This window comes from Acinetobacter calcoaceticus (genome assembly GCF_016508255.1).
GTDB classification, from domain to species: Bacteria; Pseudomonadota; Gammaproteobacteria; order Pseudomonadales; family Moraxellaceae; genus Acinetobacter; species Acinetobacter calcoaceticus_E.
In genome coordinates, this window is record NZ_JADVKT010000004.1 from 134478 (window position 1) to 155684 (window position 21207).

Annotated in this window: 18 protein-coding genes, 1 tRNA gene and 1 pseudogene; 8 read left to right on the top strand and 12 right to left on the bottom strand. The window is 39.0% G+C overall.

Annotated elements, in window-relative coordinates; all coding sequences use genetic code 11:
* Positions 1–132: 132 nt before the first annotated feature.
* From I5515_RS10060 to I5515_RS10075, 4 genes are read right to left on the bottom strand one after another with little or no spacing between them, the layout of a single operon-like run.
* A complete protein-coding gene (locus I5515_RS10060; RefSeq protein WP_199966307.1) occupies positions 133–1329 on the bottom strand; it encodes an ATP-grasp domain-containing protein in 1197 nt (398 codons plus the stop codon).
* On the bottom strand, positions 1326–2537 hold the full coding sequence (locus tag I5515_RS10065) for an ATP-grasp domain-containing protein (RefSeq protein WP_199966309.1): 1212 nt from the start codon (positions 2535–2537) through the stop codon (positions 1326–1328). The genes I5515_RS10060 and I5515_RS10065 overlap by 4 nt, the downstream gene beginning before the upstream one ends.
* Before the next feature lie 14 nt (positions 2538–2551).
* Positions 2552–3442, bottom strand: coding sequence for a 2Fe-2S iron-sulfur cluster binding domain-containing protein (locus tag I5515_RS10070; RefSeq protein ID WP_199966311.1), 891 nt, complete (start codon positions 3440–3442; stop codon positions 2552–2554).
* A gap of 15 nt (positions 3443–3457) precedes the next feature.
* Positions 3458–4138: a hypothetical protein gene (locus I5515_RS10075; protein ID WP_075431135.1), complete on the bottom strand. Its 681-nt coding sequence runs from the start codon at positions 4136–4138 to the stop codon at positions 3458–3460.
* Positions 4139–4488: 350 nt separating this feature from the next.
* On the opposite strand from I5515_RS10075, the gene I5515_RS10080 reads away from it, so the two are divergent.
* Positions 4489–5373: a DMT family transporter gene (locus I5515_RS10080; RefSeq protein WP_199966314.1), complete on the top strand. Its 885-nt coding sequence runs from the start codon at positions 4489–4491 to the stop codon at positions 5371–5373.
* Here I5515_RS10080 and sxtR read toward each other — a convergent pair.
* Positions 5347–6292 (bottom strand): annotated as a pseudogene (sxtR, locus tag I5515_RS10085) (multidrug efflux pump transcriptional activator SxtR). The gene I5515_RS10080 and the pseudogene sxtR overlap by 27 nt on opposite strands.
* A 139-nt stretch (positions 6293–6431) precedes the next feature.
* On the opposite strand from sxtR, the gene sxtP reads away from it, so the two are divergent.
* From sxtP to I5515_RS10105, 4 genes are all read left to right on the top strand, one after another.
* Complete coding sequence (gene sxtP, locus I5515_RS10090; RefSeq protein ID WP_199966318.1) at positions 6432–7676, top strand: multidrug efflux MFS transporter SxtP; 1245 nt, start codon at positions 6432–6434, stop codon at positions 7674–7676.
* A 23-nt stretch (positions 7677–7699) separates the two neighbouring features.
* Positions 7700–8026, top strand: coding sequence for a gamma-glutamylcyclotransferase (locus I5515_RS10095; protein ID WP_199966320.1), 327 nt, complete (start codon positions 7700–7702; stop codon positions 8024–8026).
* A 111-nt stretch (positions 8027–8137) separates the two neighbouring features.
* Positions 8138–8213: transfer RNA gene (locus I5515_RS10100), tRNA-Thr, on the top strand.
* A 483-nt stretch (positions 8214–8696) separates the two neighbouring features.
* Positions 8697–9074, top strand: a complete 378-nt coding sequence (locus I5515_RS10105; RefSeq protein WP_199966322.1) for a hypothetical protein — start codon at positions 8697–8699, stop codon at positions 9072–9074.
* A 229-nt stretch (positions 9075–9303) separates the two neighbouring features.
* Here the strand turns inward: I5515_RS10105 and I5515_RS10110 are convergent, their stop codons facing one another.
* The 4 genes from I5515_RS10110 to I5515_RS10125 all read right to left on the bottom strand — a co-directional run bounded on the left by I5515_RS10110 (position 9304) and on the right by I5515_RS10125 (position 13175).
* Positions 9304–9729: a GFA family protein gene (locus tag I5515_RS10110; protein ID WP_199966324.1), complete on the bottom strand. Its 426-nt coding sequence runs from the start codon at positions 9727–9729 to the stop codon at positions 9304–9306.
* Positions 9730–9737: 8 nt separating this feature from the next.
* Positions 9738–10565: an SAM-dependent methyltransferase gene (locus I5515_RS10115; RefSeq protein ID WP_199966326.1), complete on the bottom strand. Its 828-nt coding sequence runs from the start codon at positions 10563–10565 to the stop codon at positions 9738–9740.
* Between the two features lie 4 nt (positions 10566–10569).
* A complete protein-coding gene (locus I5515_RS10120; protein ID WP_199966328.1) occupies positions 10570–11868 on the bottom strand; it encodes an FAD-dependent oxidoreductase in 1299 nt (432 codons plus the stop codon).
* 434 nt (positions 11869–12302) lie between these two features.
* A complete protein-coding gene (locus tag I5515_RS10125; RefSeq protein ID WP_199966330.1) occupies positions 12303–13175 on the bottom strand; it encodes a pirin family protein in 873 nt (290 codons plus the stop codon).
* Positions 13176–13452: 277 nt separating this feature from the next.
* Between I5515_RS10125 and ycaC the strand changes: the two genes are divergently transcribed.
* Complete coding sequence (ycaC, locus tag I5515_RS10130) at positions 13453–14079, top strand: isochorismate family cysteine hydrolase YcaC (RefSeq protein ID WP_199966332.1); 627 nt, start codon at positions 13453–13455, stop codon at positions 14077–14079.
* Between the two features lie 20 nt (positions 14080–14099).
* Positions 14100–15074, top strand: a complete 975-nt coding sequence (locus I5515_RS10135) for a LysR substrate-binding domain-containing protein (protein WP_199966334.1) — start codon at positions 14100–14102, stop codon at positions 15072–15074.
* Between the two features lie 104 nt (positions 15075–15178).
* Here the strand turns inward: I5515_RS10135 and I5515_RS10140 are convergent, their stop codons facing one another.
* Both I5515_RS10140 and gabT read right to left on the bottom strand, forming a co-directional pair.
* On the bottom strand, positions 15179–16627 hold the full coding sequence (locus I5515_RS10140) for an NAD-dependent succinate-semialdehyde dehydrogenase (protein ID WP_199966337.1): 1449 nt from the start codon (positions 16625–16627) through the stop codon (positions 15179–15181).
* Positions 16624–17916: a 4-aminobutyrate--2-oxoglutarate transaminase gene (gene gabT / locus I5515_RS10145; RefSeq protein ID WP_199966339.1), complete on the bottom strand. Its 1293-nt coding sequence runs from the start codon at positions 17914–17916 to the stop codon at positions 16624–16626. Before gabT ends, I5515_RS10140 begins: the two co-directional genes overlap by 4 nt.
* A gap of 155 nt (positions 17917–18071) precedes the next feature.
* On the opposite strand from gabT, the gene I5515_RS10150 reads away from it, so the two are divergent.
* A complete protein-coding gene (locus I5515_RS10150) occupies positions 18072–19571 on the top strand; it encodes a PLP-dependent aminotransferase family protein (protein WP_199966341.1) in 1500 nt (499 codons plus the stop codon).
* Between the two features lie 69 nt (positions 19572–19640).
* Here the strand turns inward: I5515_RS10150 and I5515_RS10155 are convergent, their stop codons facing one another.
* Positions 19641–21083 carry an amino acid permease gene (locus I5515_RS10155; RefSeq protein ID WP_199966343.1) on the bottom strand — a complete coding sequence of 481 codons (1443 nt, stop codon included), beginning with the start codon at positions 21081–21083 and terminating at the stop codon, positions 19641–19643.
* Between the last annotated feature and the right edge of the window lie 124 nt (positions 21084–21207).

Sequence of the window (21207 nt, forward strand, 5' to 3'; positions counted from 1 at the left end):
TTCTCTGCAACAAAAGTCCATTAGAATGGCTTATTAAAATGTATGTCCATGATTCATTTATCAATGCATATAAAAAGGCCTGAACATTTAAGCTCAAGCCTTTTTGATTTTTAGAGTTTAGCCAAATCTCAACTAAGAAGACTCACTTAGACTCAAGTTAGAATGATGATTTTGACAAATTGCGCTTTGTAAAATCTTCATACTATTTTTAATCGCATCTTCGACCTGTATTTGACTCTCTCCCATGAAATGAATTTTTGCAGGGATATTTTCATAACTAAAATTGTTATGGTCGCCACTTTCCTGAATTAGTTGATAGGTAATTGTTTCATGATCTAATTCTTTAATCCCATTAAACACAAAGCCTGAACTATATGGGTTAGGCATCATCAAAAAGCCTGTAATTTTGGTGTTCACTGGTTCTAGTGGAAGCTTCATGGCCGCCTTAATCCACATTTCGTACAAGTCGACTGACTCATTGCGTAATGTAATGAACGGAATTTCCCCGCCACCGACTCGCCCACCAACCTCTAAAAAGACCAGCTCACCTTTAGACTCAATAAATTCGAGATGAATCGCCTGATCTTTTAATTTTAAGAATTTACATACGTCTAAAGTAAATCTTTCTACTTTTTGAATAAACTCTGAATTATCAATCGTGACTGAGCCTAATGGCGCACCGTTTCTAAAGTCTAAACAAGTATTAATGTATTTTGAGACTTTAAAGTAAGGCATTTTATTGTCAGAAATAATCGCATCAACGTGATAGATATCTCCCTCAATAAACTCCTCGACTTCGTAGCCCGCATATGAAGATAAACGAGGAATATCAGCCAGCTCACTCATTTTGATCACACCTTCAGAAGCTGCACCTACCTGAGGTTTCAAAATAATTGCTGAACCACTGTCTATCAGAAACTTTTCAATATCTTGGTATGAAGACACTTCTGCATATTTTGGATAACGGACAGTAGAATGCGCTAAAGCATCCTTCATTTTTTTCTTGTTACGACACAACAAATTGTCTTCAACCGTTGCACCCACAATATTCAATTCAGTTCGAATGCGAGCGGCAGCATCGAGGTCATATTCCGAGATGGCAATAACGTAATCAATTGGCTTTTTTTCATAGATTTTTACTGCTTCTTTTAAAACGTCTTCTTCATTTAAACGTTCTAAACCCGCTATGTAGTAACAGTTTGAAGAAGTGATATAGCGCATCGTCTCTGTTAATGAAATATAAGACACATGGACAGCGTCGTGATCTATATATTTATTATAATCAGATAGTTCATCGTCATATCTATTGATGATTAATACATGTTTCATATGACTTTCACCTGTTCATGTATATGTTTGACGAAACTACGGATTTTATTTTCGCTTTCAGAACGCAGGATGATGTAGCCTAATCTTGAGGTCCAATCATGATTACAAGCGAGTTCATCGTCTGCTTCATAATAGAAGTGATGATGCACACATTCAGGTGCTTCTAATACTTTATCTAAACCACTAAAACCTTTGAAAAGACGGTGGTTGCCTTGGGGAATAAAAGCGATTGCAGAGACCAGATTTGTTTCTATAGAAGGTAAATAAGGAAGATCGAGATATTCACTCAATACGGCTTGAGCAAGGTCAAAATTAGTCGCGATTTTAATTAACTCAACAATGTTATCACCCGGTAGCCGTGCTGCCAGCTCAATAGCGATTGGTTTTTCTTGAGGAGTCACTCTAAATTCTAAGTGGAAAGGACCAATATTTAACTCTAATGCTCTAATGACTTTTTCTGCATAGCCAAAAATATTTGCAGAAAATTGGTCGTCATATTTATTTCCCACAATATGTCCAATTTCGACAAAATAAGGTTCTGGCCCCAATAATTTTTCTGTAATTGAAGCAAAGGTTATCTTTCCATCTGTGTGAACAATTCCTTCAACACTGTATTCTTTACCTACAATATATTCTTCAACAATCAAATCACCACTGGCAAAGAAACCAATATCATTTGGTTTAGATGTCCAGATCTCTTCAACTGTTTTTAATAGCTCCTCAAGATCAGCGACTTTTTTAACAGACATACTGCCAGCCATATCGACTGGTTTAACTACGGCTGGAAATTTAAAGTCTTGAGGCAAACTCATCGGTTTACCATGTGAAATCAAAGCATATTTAATATCGCTTAAGCCCGACTTGGTGAGCTTGTCACGAAATTTAAATTTATTTCGAACAGTTTGAGCCGCCATATATTCAAGCGAATTTTTAGCATATGAATTACCAAGCTGTGCAGCCATAGGCACCGCATATTCAACACCCGGCAAGATGGCTTTTACTGTTTTTAATTCGACAATTTTAGATAGTTGACTATGAAAATCACTGGTATCTATTTTTATTATTTGTTTTGCTTTTTGACGCATTGTTCCATCAATGCTGCACTCTCCTTCGTCAGTAGAAAAAACATATAAATCTATACCTAGTTCTTGGGCTGCGTTTAAATAAGTGACACCTGAAGAAATAGGTTCTATAACTACTACAGTCATTGTTACAGTCTCCGTTAGGGACCAAAACTTTCTAACTCACAAAGAGGTTGATTTAAAATTTTATTAATTATCGATGTAGAACCGACACCCACAGTTAACTCATGAGCATCTAAATAATTTGAAAAATCAAATCCATTATTAATCCACGTACAAAACGGGATATTTATAATATTAACCTCAGCTTTAACTTGCTCTCGAAAAATATTTAAACAATATTTATGATAATCACTTAAATCGAATCGATTAATTGCATATATATTTACTTTAGAAACTGGATACTTTTTTATAATATCGAGTCCACGAGTAAGTGCAGCTCCCATACCGCTACCACCACTGACAATATTAATTTTAGACATTGTCTTGTCGTATTCGGGTTCTATATGATTAATCAAGTTGTATTCTAATTGATCACCAATAGCTAAGTTTTTAAATAAGTTAGAAAATATTCCATTTGGTCTTAATTTTATGTGCAAAACAAAAAAGTCATAATTTTTCACATCAAGTGAAACTACAGAATAGCTTCTGATGAAAGACTCTGAAGGATGTTTTATATTCACAATTGCTTTAGAACTAAAAAAGGTTTTCTTAATCTTAAATTTAAGTTCGACAATATTTTCAGAAAGAAAATTTCTACTGATGAGTTGAGCTAAACTAAAATTATTGACTAAAGGTATTAGCTCTACATCGCTATTGGCATAGCTAATACAAGGTAAAAACTCTTGCCCTATTGCAACTTGATTGCCGGATTCATATACGTTTCCCATTTTGAGCTTACATCGACAAACCCGGCACACACCTTTTAAACAGCCTTTTATCATTGTGCTATCAGGCACTGCATGAATAAGAGGCTGCTCAGAATCAGCAATGAAAATATGCTCTTTAATGCGAATATTCACCATTGGCATATTCTCATTCCATTGCTATGAAAGCGTTTCAGCACGTACAGCCTGAAAATATTCACCCACCATTGGAACAAAACTATTGATATGTTTGATGGCAAGATCAAAGTCTTCTTGTGTCTTAATTACAGAAGAAAGCATATCTGTCATCATGCCGCTATGGTCTTCAGCTTCATCAAATGCAACATGTGAAGCAGCGCCCGATACAGCCTGATTCCCCATATGAACACCCGCTTTTTGGGTAATAAAATTATTGAATTTGTCGCCATAATATTCAAGGAACCAGTCCCAAACGACTGCTGGCAATGCACCAAATTTCTCTACACAAAAGTTTAAATACCCCATCAGTTTCCATGTTTCAGGAAATGCATTTTTTGAAATAATCTGATCTGAAGAATAGCCGTATTTAGTCAAATCCTGACCAAACATTTCATCGTGTCCAAATTCATCATATAAATAATATGAAAGCTGTTTTGCAGCAGATATATTATTAATTGCCGCAACGCGCACAGCATTTGCATCTAACTCATTATTCATATGAATGCGAATAACACACTCTAAAATATGACGTTTATAATAATTTTCATCGAACCAGTCTTCATTATGAAATTTATGCATAATTTCATCTTTTTTAAACTCGCTATGCATAGCATGATCAACTGCACTTTCTAATTTTTTCAAACTTTCCTGTGAAAAAAACACGAGTTATCTCCATTATATTTAAATTATTATCTAAGCATTAAATACTTATTTAGTTAAAATTAAGATTGTTATTAATTAAACTTAAAACAATCAAATATTATGTTTAAATATATTTTATAAAATGTCAACAAAATCTTATTTATTAGAATTTCTAATTAAAATTAAATAAACAAAATTAATTAACAATCCAGCAACAAATATTTTTCAACAAATGGATTAATTCAAATTAATATCCATCACCAACAAAATATAGATAACTGATACTTCATGGAAAGAAGGAATCTAACAAGGTTATATTGCAAGAAACAATGTAGAATCCTTGTGGCTAAAAATTTGGAAGAATTATAAGAGTGAATAATTTAATTATCGGAACTTTATTTGCACTTTGTGCTGCTGCACTCAATGCATCTATTGGCGTGATTAGTAAATTGCTAATGCATAGTGGTTTAAGCCCACAAGACATTGCCTTTTTAAAAACAATTATCGCCTTTTTCTTTTTAAGTGTTCTTTTATTTAAAGTACCTGTCGGCCAAAAGATTGCTTTTATTAGCAGCACTCCGAGCAAACTCAGTGTTTTTACTCAAATTGCTATATGTGCCTTTTTAGGAATATTTTCGCTATTCTTTTTCGAAACGATTGCCTACAACCATGGTGCTGCGGCCAATGTAGTTGTGGTTTTGATGGCTTCGGCTGCCATTTCTGCACTGTTTTTTGGTAGATTCGTCTTAAAAGAAAGTGTCTATATACATTCTATTTTTGGAACGTTACTGGCCATTTTAGGAATTTCTGTTATTTCTTGGAAAGGCGAAAATAGTATATTAATGCTCATCAATGCTTCAATTGCGGGTATTGGATATGGCCTATTTTCAGTTTTAATTAAAAAATTCAAATTAAATGGCGGTTTATTCCTGACCAAGTATTTATTACTTTTTGGTAGCGTTTATCTTGCTGTTCCCTTCTTCATCAACTTTCATAGCATTACTTTTAATACCAATATTATTTTAGGTTTAATTGGCTTGGCAGTTCTGCCTACCATTTTGGGCTTTTACTGTACAACCAAAGCTTTAACATATTTACCTGCGGCAAAGGTCCAAGTGACCGAACTTTCTGAGCCAATTTTTGCAGCATTGATGGCTTGGGTTTTCATTCATGAACAACCGACCTTATCGTTTTTATATGGTGCGATTTTCATTATTGCAGGCATCGTTTTAATTAACAAAGCGCCTAAAGCATAAACCAATTTCATTGATATTCATCTGCATGGTGGCAAGCCACTTGCACCACACTTGCAAAATTAATCGCCATTTGTGAAGGGGCATGTTTTTTATAAGCAAGCCCTAAACCCACCGTAGGTACTGGTGCTTGCAAAGAGCGATAAGCCACGCCCTGTATTTGCAATTGTTTGGTTGACTCTGGAACCAGAGAGACCCCTAAATTTGCAGATACCAACGATAAAATTGACACAATTTGCGGGGCATTTTGTCCAATTTTAGGTTCAAAGCCACGCTCATGGCACGCTTGTTTAATCGCATCGAAAAGCCCTGCGCTAATGGAAGGTGGCGAAACAATAAAATCAAGCTCTCGTAGAGCAGCTAAATCAATTTCTTGTGATGAATCGTCTAGATTAAAAGACTCTGAAGGCAAAGCGGCAATGAGTGGCTCAGCTAATAATTCTTGAATAATTAAGCTATCTGGAACGTGGCGTGGGGAGCGAATAATCGCAACATCTAAACGGTCTTCAAGTAGTAAATCGATGAGGAGCAAGGTATTCGCTTCTTCAAGCTTAAGATTCACTTTAGGATATTGCTGCTGAAAATAGCGAACACATTTAGGAATTAAAGGGTTCAACATTGAAGTGCCTGTAAAACCTAAACGCAATTGGCCAACTTCGCCATTTGCCACTTGTTTAACGAGGTTCGCTGCATCTTCTACACGCTGCTGTACAGGCTGTATCGCATTTAAAAAGGCAAGCCCAGCTTCGGTCAGTTCCACCCCGTGCGGAGAACGAATAAATAAATCTGCACCTAGCTCTTCTTCTAAGTCCCGTATTTGCATGCTTAAAGGCGGCTGACTCATGTTTAAACGATGCGCAGCTCGAGTAAAGTTTTTCTCTTCGGCTACTGCTAAAAAGTAGCGTATATGTCTTAGTTCCATAGTTATATATAAAACATATCATGACCCATTGTTAAATATATTAGAAAAATACCTTCTAAATTGCTAATTTTAATTTATCGAATTTTCTCGATGCAGTATGCCCTAAGGCGCTGCACCCTCTTTCTGTCATGGTCATGATATGAGTTCTTCATCTACACCCAGTACCTTAAGCACTGAGGCGACTTCTGTTCTTTCCCGCGAGTGGATTCACAAAGGTACGAAAGCCTATAAACACGCAGGATTTGCTTTATTCTTGGTAGGCTTTGCCAGTTTCTCTCTGATTTATTGCGTACAGCCGCTGTTGCCCGCATTTAGCCAAAGCTTCCAAATTAGCCCCGCGAGCAGCTCTTTAGCTTTGTCGCTAACGACTGCCTTTTTAGCTATTTCGATTGTGCTATCAAGCGCATTTTCACAAGCGATTGGTCGCCGTGGTGTCATCTTCAGCTCAATGCTGTGTGCAGCTATTCTTAATATTGTCGCTATGTTTACGCCCAACTGGCACAGTTTACTCATAGCACGTGCACTAGAAGGTCTCTTGCTCGGTGGTGTACCGGCCGTAACGATGGCTTGGATTGCTGAAGAAATTGCACCCGAACACTTGGGTAAAACCATGGGTTTATATATTGCGGGTACAGCCTTTGGTGGAATGATGGGCCGTGTTGGCATGGGTATTTTGATTGAATATTTTTCTTGGCGCACAGCTTTAGGCTTACTCGGGGCAATCTGTTTTATTTGCTCGATTGCCTTTTTAAATCTACTTCCCGCTTCGCGTAATTTTGTACAAAAAAAAGGATTGAATTTAGGGTTTCACATGCAAATGTGGCGTGCTCATTTAAGTAATTTAAAATTGCTTCGCCTGTTTATTATTGGTTTCTTACTTACGAGTGTCTTTGTTACTCTATTTAACTACGCCACTTTCCGTTTAAGTGGGGCACCTTACTCACTGAGTCAAACTCAAATTAGCCTTATTTTCTTGTCGTATAGCTTCGGTATGGTGTCTTCATCGTTAGCAGGTACGCTAGCCGAACGCTTTGGTAAAAAAACAATGATGATGAGTGGTTTTGCCTTAATGATTATAGGCAGCCTCATGACACTGCTCACCTCTCTTTTCGGCATTATTATCGGTATTGCATTTATTACCACGGGTTTCTTTATTACACACTCGCTCACCAGTAGTTCAGTGGGTGCTGAAAGCAAACAAGCTAAAGCCCACGCCAGTTCGCTCTACTTACTCTTTTATTATATGGGCTCGAGCATTATTGGCTCGGCAGGCGGTTGGTTCTGGCTACACGGTGGATGGAATGCGATTGTAGGCTTAACTGTTGTACTGTCGTTACTTGGAATATTTTTAGTGGTGTATACCTCACACGCGAAAACTCATTAATTTGTAAGTTAAAGGAAAACTATATGTCGAGTTTATTTGTTTATGGCACTTTAGGGCCTGGCCGTCCTAATGCACATATACTTGAAAATATTGGCGGGCAATGGGCAGAAGGTTGGGTAAATGGAACCTTACATAATGAAGGTTGGGGAGCTGATTTAGGCTATCCGGCAATTGTGCTCGACAATAGTGCCAATCAAGTCCAAGGTTTTGTTTTTAGCTCGGAGCATTTAGACACAAACTGGAAATTACTTGATGATTTTGAAGGTGCTGAATATGAAAGAGTACCTGTTCAGGTCACTTTAAATAGTGGCGAACGTGTTGATTCTTATATTTATGTGTTGAAGGCTTAAGCCATTTCTAAAGCTCAAGCGCTTAAGCATTTAAAAATTGATAGAAAAAATTTAAGTGGTCATTTTTTGGCTTGTATTTTTTTTAAGAAACTGTAGAATTCATTCCACGTCGCCGACATAGCTCAGTTGGTAGAGCAACTGACTTGTAATCAGTAGGTCCACAGTTCGAATCCGTGTGTCGGCACCATCATTAAACCTCATGAATATTTGATTTATGGGGTTTTTTGTTGCCTGTAGGTTTTGCAATACTCAAAAATTTATAGTTATTACCAAAAGAATAAAGTGCAAATCTATTACTATTAGACTAAACATCTCAAATTATTTTTCATATTAATGTAATTCAGTAACCATTTTTTGACGCAGACATAAGTTTAGGCAAAATATATTAATCATATTTTTAAGAATAATACTTTCAACAAACGTCCCTTATCACAGACTTTGTTTTTGTAAAATTCGATAAAAATTTATTATAAACCTGAGCTTCAAAATAACTTTCTAAAACAAATTTATTCATTTAAAGCCAAAAAATTATGCTTCTAATTTATTAAAAAAATAGGTTTAAAAATAAAAAATATCAAAAAGATATGATTATAATGCGCCACCAAATAAGGTCATGTTAATAAGACCTATTTATAAACTTTAATTCATTATGATACCAACAAGGAAAAATATGAAACTTCGTTTTATTTTACCTACTTTATTTCTAGCTTTACCTTTAACCATACATGCTCAAGATACTGCATCTCAAATGCAAACCACTGCAAATCCTCCCATTTGCTTAATTGAGGGTACCCCTTCAGCAGAACACTATAAATTAATCAAACGTGTAAAAGTCGCAAAGGGAACCTATGGTGGTTTTGAAGAAATAAAACCTAAATTAGCGATTGTTGCCCGTAAATATGGGGCAGATGTGGTGATTAATTATCATCAAAGCCAAAGATTTGGATTCTGGCCATGGCGTATTGTTCGTCCGGTACTTACAGGAACTGCAGTGAAATGGAATACGCCTGTTGATTGTGCTGCCTTAGGTGGAAAACAAATTTATTAATACAAAATGAAAAAAGCCCAACATCCTGTTGGGCTTTTTTCGTATTTCGTTACTAGGTACACTTCCTGTAATACCTCACGTCCTGATGCTTAAACTTATTATTGTTGTTTTACGTTTCGGAACTTCCTGTTCCCTAATAAGTTCATCATAGGTAATTTTTGAAGTCATAAAAAGAAGTCATTTTCCCGAATGCATGTAAGAAAAGGCTTACGAGCTTGTCAGAATACTTCTACCCTTCTTTTTTCTTCTCTATCATTTTTTCAAAATGTCGAAGGTTTGGGTTTAGCGTATCCCAAGCATAGGCTTGGCTCACGAAAACTTCGGCTCTAGGCTGATATAAGCTCGGGTCATCAAGTGTGCCTGCACGTATTGAAATCATTTCAGGCGCTATTTCAGGCAAGCCAAAAAGCTGAGAACCGCAAGTTGGGCAAAAGGCCCTTTTAATAGATCGACCCGAAGACCCCAAAGTCTCAAAATATTTAAGCTCGCCACTTACTTTCAATTCAGACTGATGAAAAAAAGCAATTGGCGCATACGCCGAGCCCGTCGCCTTCTGGCAATCTCGACAGTGACAATTAAAACTGTAACGCGGGTCTGCTTCGCTTTGGTAGCTCACAGCTCCACACAAACATGATCCTTGATATTTGGCTGACATGGTTCATCCTATTTTTTTATTGCTGTTATTTGAATATAACGTACATATCCATTTTGATAGAGTTGTCGGCATAACTTTGCAGTCATTTGAATTTTAAAATTTGCCAACCCTCGGCTTTGATTTCGCTCTTGTTGATTTTGAATATACTGTGAAAAACCTAATAATACTTGTTCTGATAAATCTTCAATTTGAATATCAACAAAACCTTGTTGCTCTAATGTCTTTCTTAGCATTCTCTCATTGGGTACAGCATCCCAAGCAACGTCTGCCGCTTTAAGCAGATAACGATGTTTTTGTTCTTGTAACACGGTCATGTTTTGACATGTGTCAGCACGCATTAAGTAGTGAAAACCTAATCGTGCATTTGAATTTAAAACTGGAGTGACCGAATCAAGAAATGAATTTAAATGACTGTGATAAGCCGCATCGATACACAACACAACATCGAAGCATTTTTTAAATTCAAATTGTTTTAAATTTAAAAATGAACCCGCGTAAATCTGACTTATTTCTGGAATAAGTTTTTGAATTTTATTAACACAGTCTACTTGCAAGTCGACTGCACTAAGGCTTTTGGGCTGATAGTGTTGTAACCAGTGCAATAAACTTGCACCTTGCCCGCAGCCTAAATCTAATAGATGATCTTTTGAATTTAAATTGACGGCTTGTGCCAAATGGTCGGCCAATTGGCTACAAGCTTCACGGTAGTTTTGGGTATTTTTCCAAAACCCCAAATTTGTCCAAGCAAGCTCTCCATCATCCCCCAAATTTGATGCATCAATTGCATATTTATGAGGGATTAGACTCGAGAGTATTGCCCGAACTTTTTTTTTCACAATTTTAGTAGCCGAGTTCAGGGGCAACTTCAACCTGAGGTTTTAAACCTACAAATGGTAAAGGCGCACCTAAAATTTCAGCGATATGCATCGCAGAAGTGACTGCTGACTCTAAAATTGGCAAGCCATCACACGACCATGAACCACAGTAGAATACTTTACGGTTTAAATCTAAATGACGTTGTTGCAATTGTTTATTTAAAGCAATCGTTTTTGAGTCTACAACCGCACGCGTTAATGTCACTTTTGAAATGATTTTTTTAGGGTCAATGTCAGTCACTGGGCGCCAAGTCTGGAATACCGGATTTTTACCCACAAGTGTTGGTTCAACCGCATTCATCCACACTGTGAATTGTTGACGCGTAAATTTACGATCCATCATGTAGCTAAGCACTGACCAGTCTTTACGGCGTGGTGGCATGACTGTCGCATCTGTATGAATCACAAGATCGCCTTGCTCAAAGCGGAATTGCTTAAGCAAATTCATATCTTCTGCAAATTGTTCAGGGTTTAAAAACTCATCGATTTTAGATGTTGGCGTTGCAACAATCACACGGTCAAATAAGTTTTGTTCACCTTGGCTGTTTTCAACCAGTACTTTTTCGCCTTGTAATTCAACTTTCTTAATTGCCGATCCGCTATGGATATCGATATCTTTAATCAAGCTATCTACAAATGCTGGCGTTCCGCCTTTCATGCGTAACAACATGTCGCCATCGGTCAAATGACGTAAAAACTCGAGTAGGTTTTTCGCAGGCCAATCGCCAATTGTTTTTGGGTTACACGTACAAATGGTATATAAAACCGGCATTACTACACCATGCCAGAATACTTCTTCTATATCGTTCTGATTAATAAATTCAGCGAGAGTAATATCTTGATTTTTAGATTTAAAGAACTGATGAATCGCAGTTTTTAATTGCAACATCCCTTTCACAAGACGCCAGCCATATTGCTGGATGCCTTTACGGTTATTGATAATCGGGAAATTACCAATACGGCTACGAGATGTGGTTAACCATGTTTCAGTACGATCTTCAAATAACCAGCTACATGACATATAAGTACGAACTGGAAAGGTTTTAATACCTAAATGAGCAGCGAGGCTGAGTGTGTTTTTCCATAAATGAGGATTCATCACACGTAGCGGTGCATCAATAATTCCACCATCGAACTCAATGCTATGGCTATCCATTCCCCGGCCAGGAAGTGCTTCAAATATCGTGATCGTATGCCCTGCATCTTTCAGAATTCTTGCTGCCGCAAGACCTGCCATTCCACTGCCAATAATTGCGATATTCAAAATGATGTCCCATTCTTTGAGAGTTTTTTTGATTATCACTCATACCCTAAAAAAACACCGTATTAAAAACTACCAGATTTTTATTTTTTACATGAATTTATACACAAAATGTTTAACTGCCGAAAAGGCTAATTTTTTATATTTTTTTACAAAAATATACAACCATATAAAAATTCATATTTTTTATAAATTTAAAAAAAATCTTTTAAATAAAATAAGATAATTTAACTATATCTATATCATTTGTTTTACAACTATCTTTTTTTGAGATATCATTAGGCCACAATAATGAGAAGCAAATCACATAAAACAATGCAGCAACAACAATGCCAACCATCATAAAAACAGAACCTTTACAGCGAAAAAGCCCGCTATTCACACTTGATAGCGGGCTTTTTATTACTTCAAATGACGTAAAATAAGACGTAGAAGATCTATCCTTCTTGCATGATGGAACCGAATTTTCCACGATTAAAATCATCAATCGCTTCCATAATCTCAGCTTTGGTATTCATTACGAATGGACCATAGCCTTCAATCGGTTCATTAAGTGGCTGACCTGTTAGCACCAAGAATTTAGTGTCTTCTTCTGCATTCAGACTAAACTCAACACCCTCACGAGATAAAATCGCAACTGTTTTACCTTCAAGACGATTTGAGTCATTCACCACAACAGCACCATCTAACACCACAACCAATGTCGTATGACCTTCAGGCACATAAAGGGTATGTTTTTGGCCTTTAACCAATTTACCATCCCATACATTTAACGGACTAAATGTAGTTGCTGCGCCTTGTGAATCTGCATATTCACCAGCAATAACACGCAAATGGCTACCATGCTCGTCTAGTGCAATATCTGGAATATTTTTAGCTTCAATCGCTTGGTATTTTCCAGGTGTCATTTTTGAATGAGCAGGTAAATTTACCCACAATTGCACCATTTCAAAAAGGCCGCCATGCTCTGCAAATTCAGGAGAATGGAACTCTTCATGTAACACGCCTGCACCCGCAGTCATCCATTGTACATCACCTGTTTTAATGGTTCCTCCGCCACCGCTTGAGTCTTTATGAGTTACTTCACCTTCATAAGCAATCGTTACAGTTTCGAAGCCACGATGAGGATGTGAGCCTACACCTTGCTGTTCAGTGGTTGGTGAGAAAGTATAAGGCGCTGCATAATCGAGTAACAAAAATGGGCTTAGGGTTTGGCCTAAACGGTCATAAGAGAACAGGTTATATACAGGGAAACCATCACCCACCCAATGCATGTGGTTATTTTGATATGCACCAAGAAATTTCTTCATCTGATCTCTCCTATATATGTAGGATTTTCTTGAACTGAGATTGATTTTACGCCTCAATAATTGCAGTTTATAGATCAGGATTAGCAACACATTATTTCATCTATGAGACAATCCAACTTTTTTAGAACATGTCTCGGCTATCGTCCTATTTTTAAAATTCTTAATCCTATTTTTTAGACTTAAACACGACAACAAACTCAACTAGCATAATTTTAGGCAATGACAACCTACTTAATAATTTTTCATTATTCATTTTGATAACAGAGGAAATAAAAAAATGGCTCAAGATTACGTGCGCTTAGACAAGGATAATGCTGCGGTTCTTTTAGTTGACCATCAAGCAGGTTTACTTTCTTTAGTTCGAGATATCGATCCTGATAAATTTAAAAATAATGTATTGGCACTTGCAGATGCTGCGAAATATTTTAATTTGCCTACTATTCTTACCACGAGTTTCGAAAATGGCCCGAATGGTCCATTAATTCCTGAATTAAAAGAATTATTCCCAGAAGCGCCTTTTATTCCACGTCCTGGTCAAATTAACGCATGGGATAATGAAGACTTTGTAAAAGCGGTTAAGGCGACAGGTAAAAAACAATTGATTATTGCTGGTGTAGTCACTGAAGTTTGTGTGGCATTTCCTGCTTTATCTGCACTTGCAGAAGATTTTGAGGTGTTTGTGATTACCGATGCTTCTGGTACTTTCAATGAATTAACACGTGATGCTGCTTGGGACCGTATGTCGAGAGCAGGTGCTCAGCTTATGACTTGGTTCGGTATGGCATGTGAGTTACACCGCGACTGGCGTAATGATGTGGAAGGTCTAGGTGCACTCTTCTCAAATCATATTCCTGATTATCGCAACCTCATGACCAGCTACAGCTTTAATACATCACAGAAATAATTAGAGTTGCCAAGATTAGAGTGCTTAAGCGCTCTAATCTTAAATTTAAATGGATTGATCGGACATTGATAAGCTCTTTTGATGATTTTTATTATTTCTATTTGGTCGTAAAACACGGCGGCTTTAGTGCGGCCAGTGAAGCTGAGAATATTAGTAAATCTAAGCTCAGCCGACGCATTATTGACCTTGAAAATAAATTTAACGTTAGCCTAATTCAAAGAACAACCCGCCATTTTAAAGTGACCGATTTAGGCCAAGAGTTTTATGAGGAATGCTGCAAAGTCATTGCTCAAGTTGAATGTGCAGAAAACGTTTTGTTGAAGCAAAAAAGTGAACCCCAAGGGTTGGTGAAAATAAGCTGCCCACCACTCATGATGCATTTTCAAATTAGAAAAATTTTAAATCAGTTTTTAAAAACCTACCCTAAAGTTGAGATTGCGCTCGAGCTAACGAGCCGTCGAGTTGATATTTTGCATGATGATATCGACCTCGCGATTCGTACCAATTTCGAACCGAATGAAGACTCGAATTTAATTGTTCGTGATGTGATTAAAACCGATCATTGTCTGGTTGCCTCACCTGAATTGCTTCAAGGTCGCACTATTGAACATTATTCAGAGCTACAAGACTTTCCAAGTATTAGCTTAGGCACTCAAAAGCAAAATTATATTTGGCATTTATGCAATATTCGTAACGGCGAATCGGTTGATGTACCTTATCAACCACGAATCAAAAGCAATGACTTGGCAGGTGTCTACTATGCTGTGATGGATGGTTTAGGCATTGCCGATCTTCCCTTTTTAACTGTCGAATCTGAAATTCGTAAAGGCACTCTTATTCATATTCTTCCTGACTGGAAATCAAATATTGGCATGCTACAACTGGTTTATGTGTCTCGAAAAGGCCAACGTCTGGTGGTCGAAAAACTCATTGAAACCCTGATTGAAGAACTCAGGCGTTTACCAGAAAGCCATGAAGGATATCTGTCGACTTAAATAAAAAAACCGGTCATGAATGGGCATGACCGGTTTTTGTGAAACATCACATACAGCATAACTGCATGTTTTCGTTCAGAACAAAGCGAACTCGCTTTTATTCCTTACTCAGACAAGTCTACGCAGAGGTATTTCATTTCGACATATTCTTCGATGCCGAATTTTGAACCTTCACGGCCTAGACCTGATTGTTTTACGCCACCAAACGGAGCAACTTCATTTGAAATTGCGCCTGTGTTAATGCCGACCATACCGTACTCAAGTGCTTCACCCACTCGCCATTGACGCGCTGTGCTTTGAGTAAATAAATAAGCAGCTAAACCAAATTCGGTATCGTTCGCCATTGCCACTGCTTCATCTTCAGTTTTAAAGCGGAACAGTGGTGCAAGCGGACCAAAAGTTTCTTCTTTAGACACTTTCATGTCTTGCGTTACACCAGTCAAAACTGTCGGTTCAAAGAATGTACCGCCAAGTGCTGAGCGTTGACCACCAATACGAACGGTTGCACCTTTCTCTGTTGCATCTGCAATATGAGACTGAACTTTTGCAATCGCATCTTCATCAATTAAAGGCCCTTGAGTTGAACCTTCCTGACGACCATCACCAACTTTCAGTTTAGATACTGCTTCAACCAACCGGTCTGCCAATGCATCATAAATACCGTCTTGAACATAAATACGGTTAGCACAAACACAGGTTTGACCGCTGTTGCGATATTTACTTGCCATAATGCCCTGAACAGCTTGTTCAAGGTTGGCATCGTCAAACACCACAACTGGTGCATTACCACCGAGTTCAAGTGAAAGCTTTTTAATAGTTGGCGCACATTGTTGCATTAAGATACGGCCAACTTGGGTTGAACCTGTGAAGCTTAACTTACGAACAATATCGCTTTCGCATAGGGTTTTACCGACTTCAACCGCATCACCACTAATATTAATTAAAACATCGGCTGGTAAACCTGCCTGTAATGCCAATACTTCAAGTGCATAAGCTGTTAACGGCGTTTGCTCTGCTGGCTTAACCAACATTGAACAACCCGCAGCAATTGCAGGACCCGCTTTACGCGTGATCATCGCAGCTGGAAAGTTCCACGGTGTGATTGCAGCAGTTACACCAATCGCTTGTTTAATCACGAGCAAACGTTGGTTTGGCAAAGTAGGTGTTAAGACTTCACCATCAACACGGCGAGCTTGCTCAGCAAACCAGCGTATGAATGATGCTGCATAACCAATTTCACCACGTGCTTCTGCCAAGGGTTTACCTTGCTCAGCCGTTAAAATCTGTGCCAGGTTTTCTTTGTGCTCAAGCATGAGGTTGTACCATGCCAATAACACATCAGCACGAGCCAAGGCAGTTTGCTTTTTCCAAGCAGCCTGCGCTTTTGCCGAACGATTAATTGCAGCTTCAACCCCTGCGCGGTCATAGGTTTTTACCCATGCCAAAGCTTCGCCCGTAGCAGCATCATTAACCTCGATATAATCATTTGAAGCAGGTGCTTCTAACGCAATATCAGGATGTTTTAATAAATACTGCAAAGTATTTTGACTCATGCAGATTGCTCCGTTGCTTTTGCACTCCCTGCTTTGAGTGTTGCAAAACCTTGTTTCAAGATATCAAGACCTTGACAGAATTGTTCAGCAGGAATGGTTAATGGATATAAGAAACGAATTACATTACCGTATTTACCACAAGTAAGAAGTAACAGCCCATTTTCCATTGCATAGTTTTGTACAACTTTTGCTTGTTCAGCAGTTTCAAGTTCTACCGCAACCATTGAACCCAATGCACGAATATCAGTAACTACATCACCTGTTGCTTGTTGAATATCTTTAAGTGCAACAACCAACTCAGCACCTAGTTCATTTGCACGGTCGCATAGGTTTTCTTCTTCAATTACATCAATAACAGCGTGCGCAGCAGCAACAGCAATTGGGCTACCCGCGTAAGTACCGCCTAGTCCACCTGGGTTTGGTGCATCCATCACTTCTGCACGGCCAACAACACCTGAAATTGGGAAGCCGCCGCCCAAGCTTTTCGCCATCGTAATTAAGTCTGCTTTAGTCTCGTAATAATTCATTGCAAACAATTTACCAGTACGGGCAAAACCTGATTGCACTTCGTCAGCAACCAATAAAATACCGTGCTTGTCGCAAATTGCGCGTAAACGTTTTAAGAACTCAGCTGGCACAACATTGAAACCGCCTTCACCTTGTACTGGCTCAAGCACAATTGCTGCAACATCATGCGGTGCAATATCTTCACTGAAAATATCTTCAACACTTTCAATTGCTGCGTCTACTGAAATACCTTTAGCAGGCACAGGATAACGCGCGTGGAATACACCCGCTGGCATCACACCGAAATCACGTTTGTAAGGAGCGGTTTTACCTGTCATTGCCATGGTCATGAATGAACGACCGTGGAAACCATTACCAAAAGTGATAATGCCGTGACGACCTGTATAACAACGAGCAATCTTCACTGCATTTTCAACAGCTTCTGCACCTGTTGTGAAAAACGCTGATTTAGCAGGACCAGCAATTGGTGCGCGCTCATTAATACGCTCAGCTAAAGCTACATAGCTTTCATACGGTGTTACTTGATAGGCAGTATGCGTAAATTTAGTGAGTTGCTCAGTCACCGCTGCAATGACTTTAGGGTGGCGATGGCCTGTATTTAAAACCGCGATACCACCAGCAAAGTCGATAAATTGGTTGCCTTCCTTGTCCCAAAGCGTCGCGTTTTCAGCTTTTTCAGCATACCACTGGCACATCACGCCTACACCGCGTGGAGTTGCTTGCTGTTTACGTGCGTTAAGTGCAGAATGTTGATTATCCATTTGATTCCCTCATATTTTCATCATCAGTTGCAGCTTTGGTTTTTGCATCCCGTGCTTAATTTTCAGGGTGCTTTACAACGACTGCCTATGTATGTAATTTCGCTCGTCTGACGGCAACTGACGAGAGCCACTTTTTAACTGTAGGAGAGAGCCAATTGCGTAGTTTACTTGGAGATCATTTGCTGCAACGACTCCAACAGGATACTGAAGGGAAACTACATCAACGTTTGTTCCGTTGTCTGCGTGGTGCCATTATTGATGGCGTCGTTCAGCCTAAAACACGCTTGCCCGCTTCCCGTGACTTAGCCAGTGAAATTCATGTTTCGAGAAATACGGTGCTCACTGCCTACGAACAGCTACAGGCCGAAGGCTATTTAGAAGCCCGTACGGGACATGGCACATGGGTTGCCGAGAAACTACCAGAGAGTTTTTTAAATACACAAAATAAGAAAAAAGCAGTTTCAAGTCCGAAAGTTCAAAACTCTTATGCGCTCTCAAATCGTGGTTCAAACTTATTAGGCTATGCCGCAGCATCTCCGCATCAATGGGGAGCTTTCGTGCCGGGAGCGCCCGATGTGACTGAGTTTCCACATCATATTTTTAGCCGTATTCAAGCAAAATTAAGCCGTGAGCCTGACATTAACCGCCTGATCTATAGCAACGCGGGCGGATGTATTGAGCTTCGAAGTGCATTGGCAGATTACTTACGGGTTGCACGCTCAGTTCAATGTGATGCTGACCAGATAATTATTACCGAAGGTATTCATCAAGCGATTGATTTAGTCTCACGTGCGCTTAGTGATATTGGTGACCGGATCTGGATTGAAGATCCCGGCTATTGGGGAATGCGTAATACTTTACGTATTAATGGCGTTGATATTCAACCCATGCCAGTCGATGCAGAAGGCATTATTCCCGAAGAAAATCCGGTTAAACCACCTAAATTAATTTTTGTCACGCCTTCACACCAATATCCACTGGGTTCACATTTAAGCCTAGATCGCCGACGCAAATTGATTGAGATTGCCCGTCAGCACAATAGCTGGATTGTAGAAGATGATTACGACAGTGAGTTCCGTTTCTCAGGCCAACCGTATCCGTCTTTACAAGGTTTAGAAAATGATGCGCCTGTTTTATATATGGGCACGTTTAGTAAAACCATTTATCCGTCTTTAAGAATTGGTTATTTGGTGGTACCAAAACCGCTCTTTTCACCCCTACGCATTGTGGCAGCCGAACTCTATCGTGGCGGACATTTACTTGAGCAAAAAGCCCTAGCCGAATTTATTCGTGAAGGTCATTACGAAGCTCATATTCGTCGTATGCGTTTACTTTATGGCAAGAGACGCGATTACTTAGTCAGTCTGATTAAACGCTATCTTGGCCCTGAATTTATTCACGAATATGATGAAGCAGCTGGATTACACCTAGTTTTAAAATTACCGAACTCTTGCGATGATGTTGCGATTGCAGCAACCGCACTTGAACGTGGTGTTAAAGTTCGCCCGCTTTCACAGTACTACATGCAGTCGCATGCACATGCAGAGCGTGGCTTGCTTATGGGGTTTGCTTGTGTGAATGAAAAAGACATGGTGATGGCTTTTGGTGTCTTACTCCAATGCTTACGTGAAGCAGGCGTACAAACACTGAGTTGATTCTTTTTTCTGTCCTGAATGAATAAAAAAAGAGCCTCACAATGAGACTCTTTTTTTATTCTGAAAATACTAAACTAAATTTTCTTCTTGAGTATGAGTAAGATGGGTTGTTCTACGCTCTTTACCCCACCCCAGTTTTTCCGACAATAAGCCAAAGAATACAATAATGCCGAACAATGCTGTGGTGTAAATCACTTCTTTAAAGTATGTGCCTTCAATCAACATGGTAAGAATTGCACCAATAATTGCAAAGATCACCACATAAGTTAAGTAAGGGAACATCCACATTTTAAAGTCAATTTTCACACCTTCAGCTTCAAGCTTCTTGCGCATACGAAGCTGAGAATAAGCAATGGTTAAGTACACATACAGTGTTGCTGCACCCGTGGTTAGCATGAAAAAGTCATAAACATCCATGCTCTTTGTTGCAGTTAAAACGACAGCAATTACAGAGAAGAAGCATGACACAATCACGCCCACCCACGGGCTGCTTTTGCTGTTTACAGAGCCAAAGCTTTTCGGTGCATCACCGCGTTTAGCTAACGAAAATAACATACGTGAACACGTGTAAAGTGCTGAGTTAAAGCAACTACATACCGATGTTAATACCACAAAATTCACAATGTGACGTGCCCCCGGAATCCCGAGTGCCGACAGAGTCACGCTATAGGTTCCCCAAGTCGAATCTTTCAAAAGTTCATTGTTGTGAGGAATTAAACATACCGCGACAAACATTGAACCCACATAGAATAAAATAATTCGCCAAACAACCGAGTTCGATGCTTTACGAATTTCTTTAGATGGATTTGCCGATTCTGCCGCCGCTACAGTCACAATTTCAGCACCAATATAGGCAAACATTACCCCAAGTAAGGCGGTAATGACGGATGACCCTCCATTTGGCATAAAGCCTTGAGAGGTTAGATTACTAATACCAGAAGCAGCCGGATTTCCCCAAGGCCACAAATGCATAATTGCCAAACTACCAATCACAAGGAAAATAACAATCGCGATGACTTTAATGAGTGCAAACCAGAACTCAAATTCACCATAGTTTTTCACGTTCTGTAAATTGACTGTGACTAATGCGCCAATCACCACAACCATATAGGCCCAGATCGGTATGAAGGGAAACCAATTATTTAAAATTTTACCTGCCACATAGGCTTCCCAGCCCATGAGCATTGCCAGAGTACACCAGTACAACCAGCCAATTGAAAAACCGGCCCAACGACCAATCGCACGGTCAGCGTAAGTTGAGAAAGAGCCACTATCAGGATTTAAAACGGCCATCTCGCCTAACATACGCATGATGAACCAAACGAGTAGACCACCCAAAGCATAAGTTAGAAAAACTACAGGTCCTGTATTATAAATAATACTGCCCGAGCCTACGAATAAAGAGCCACCAATTACCCCTGCAATCGAGATCATCGTCAGGTGGCGTGATTTGAGTCCATGTTTTAAACTTTGGGAGTGATTGGCTTCAGAACCATTTTGATGAGCTGCCATATCATTTTCCTTAATATATGGAGGATATCGGCTAGTCTCGGAAAACCTCCGAAGCCAAAAAATATCCCCTAAAAATTTAGCCGTTCTGCCCAATTCCTAAAACAGAAAAATCACTGAGCTTATC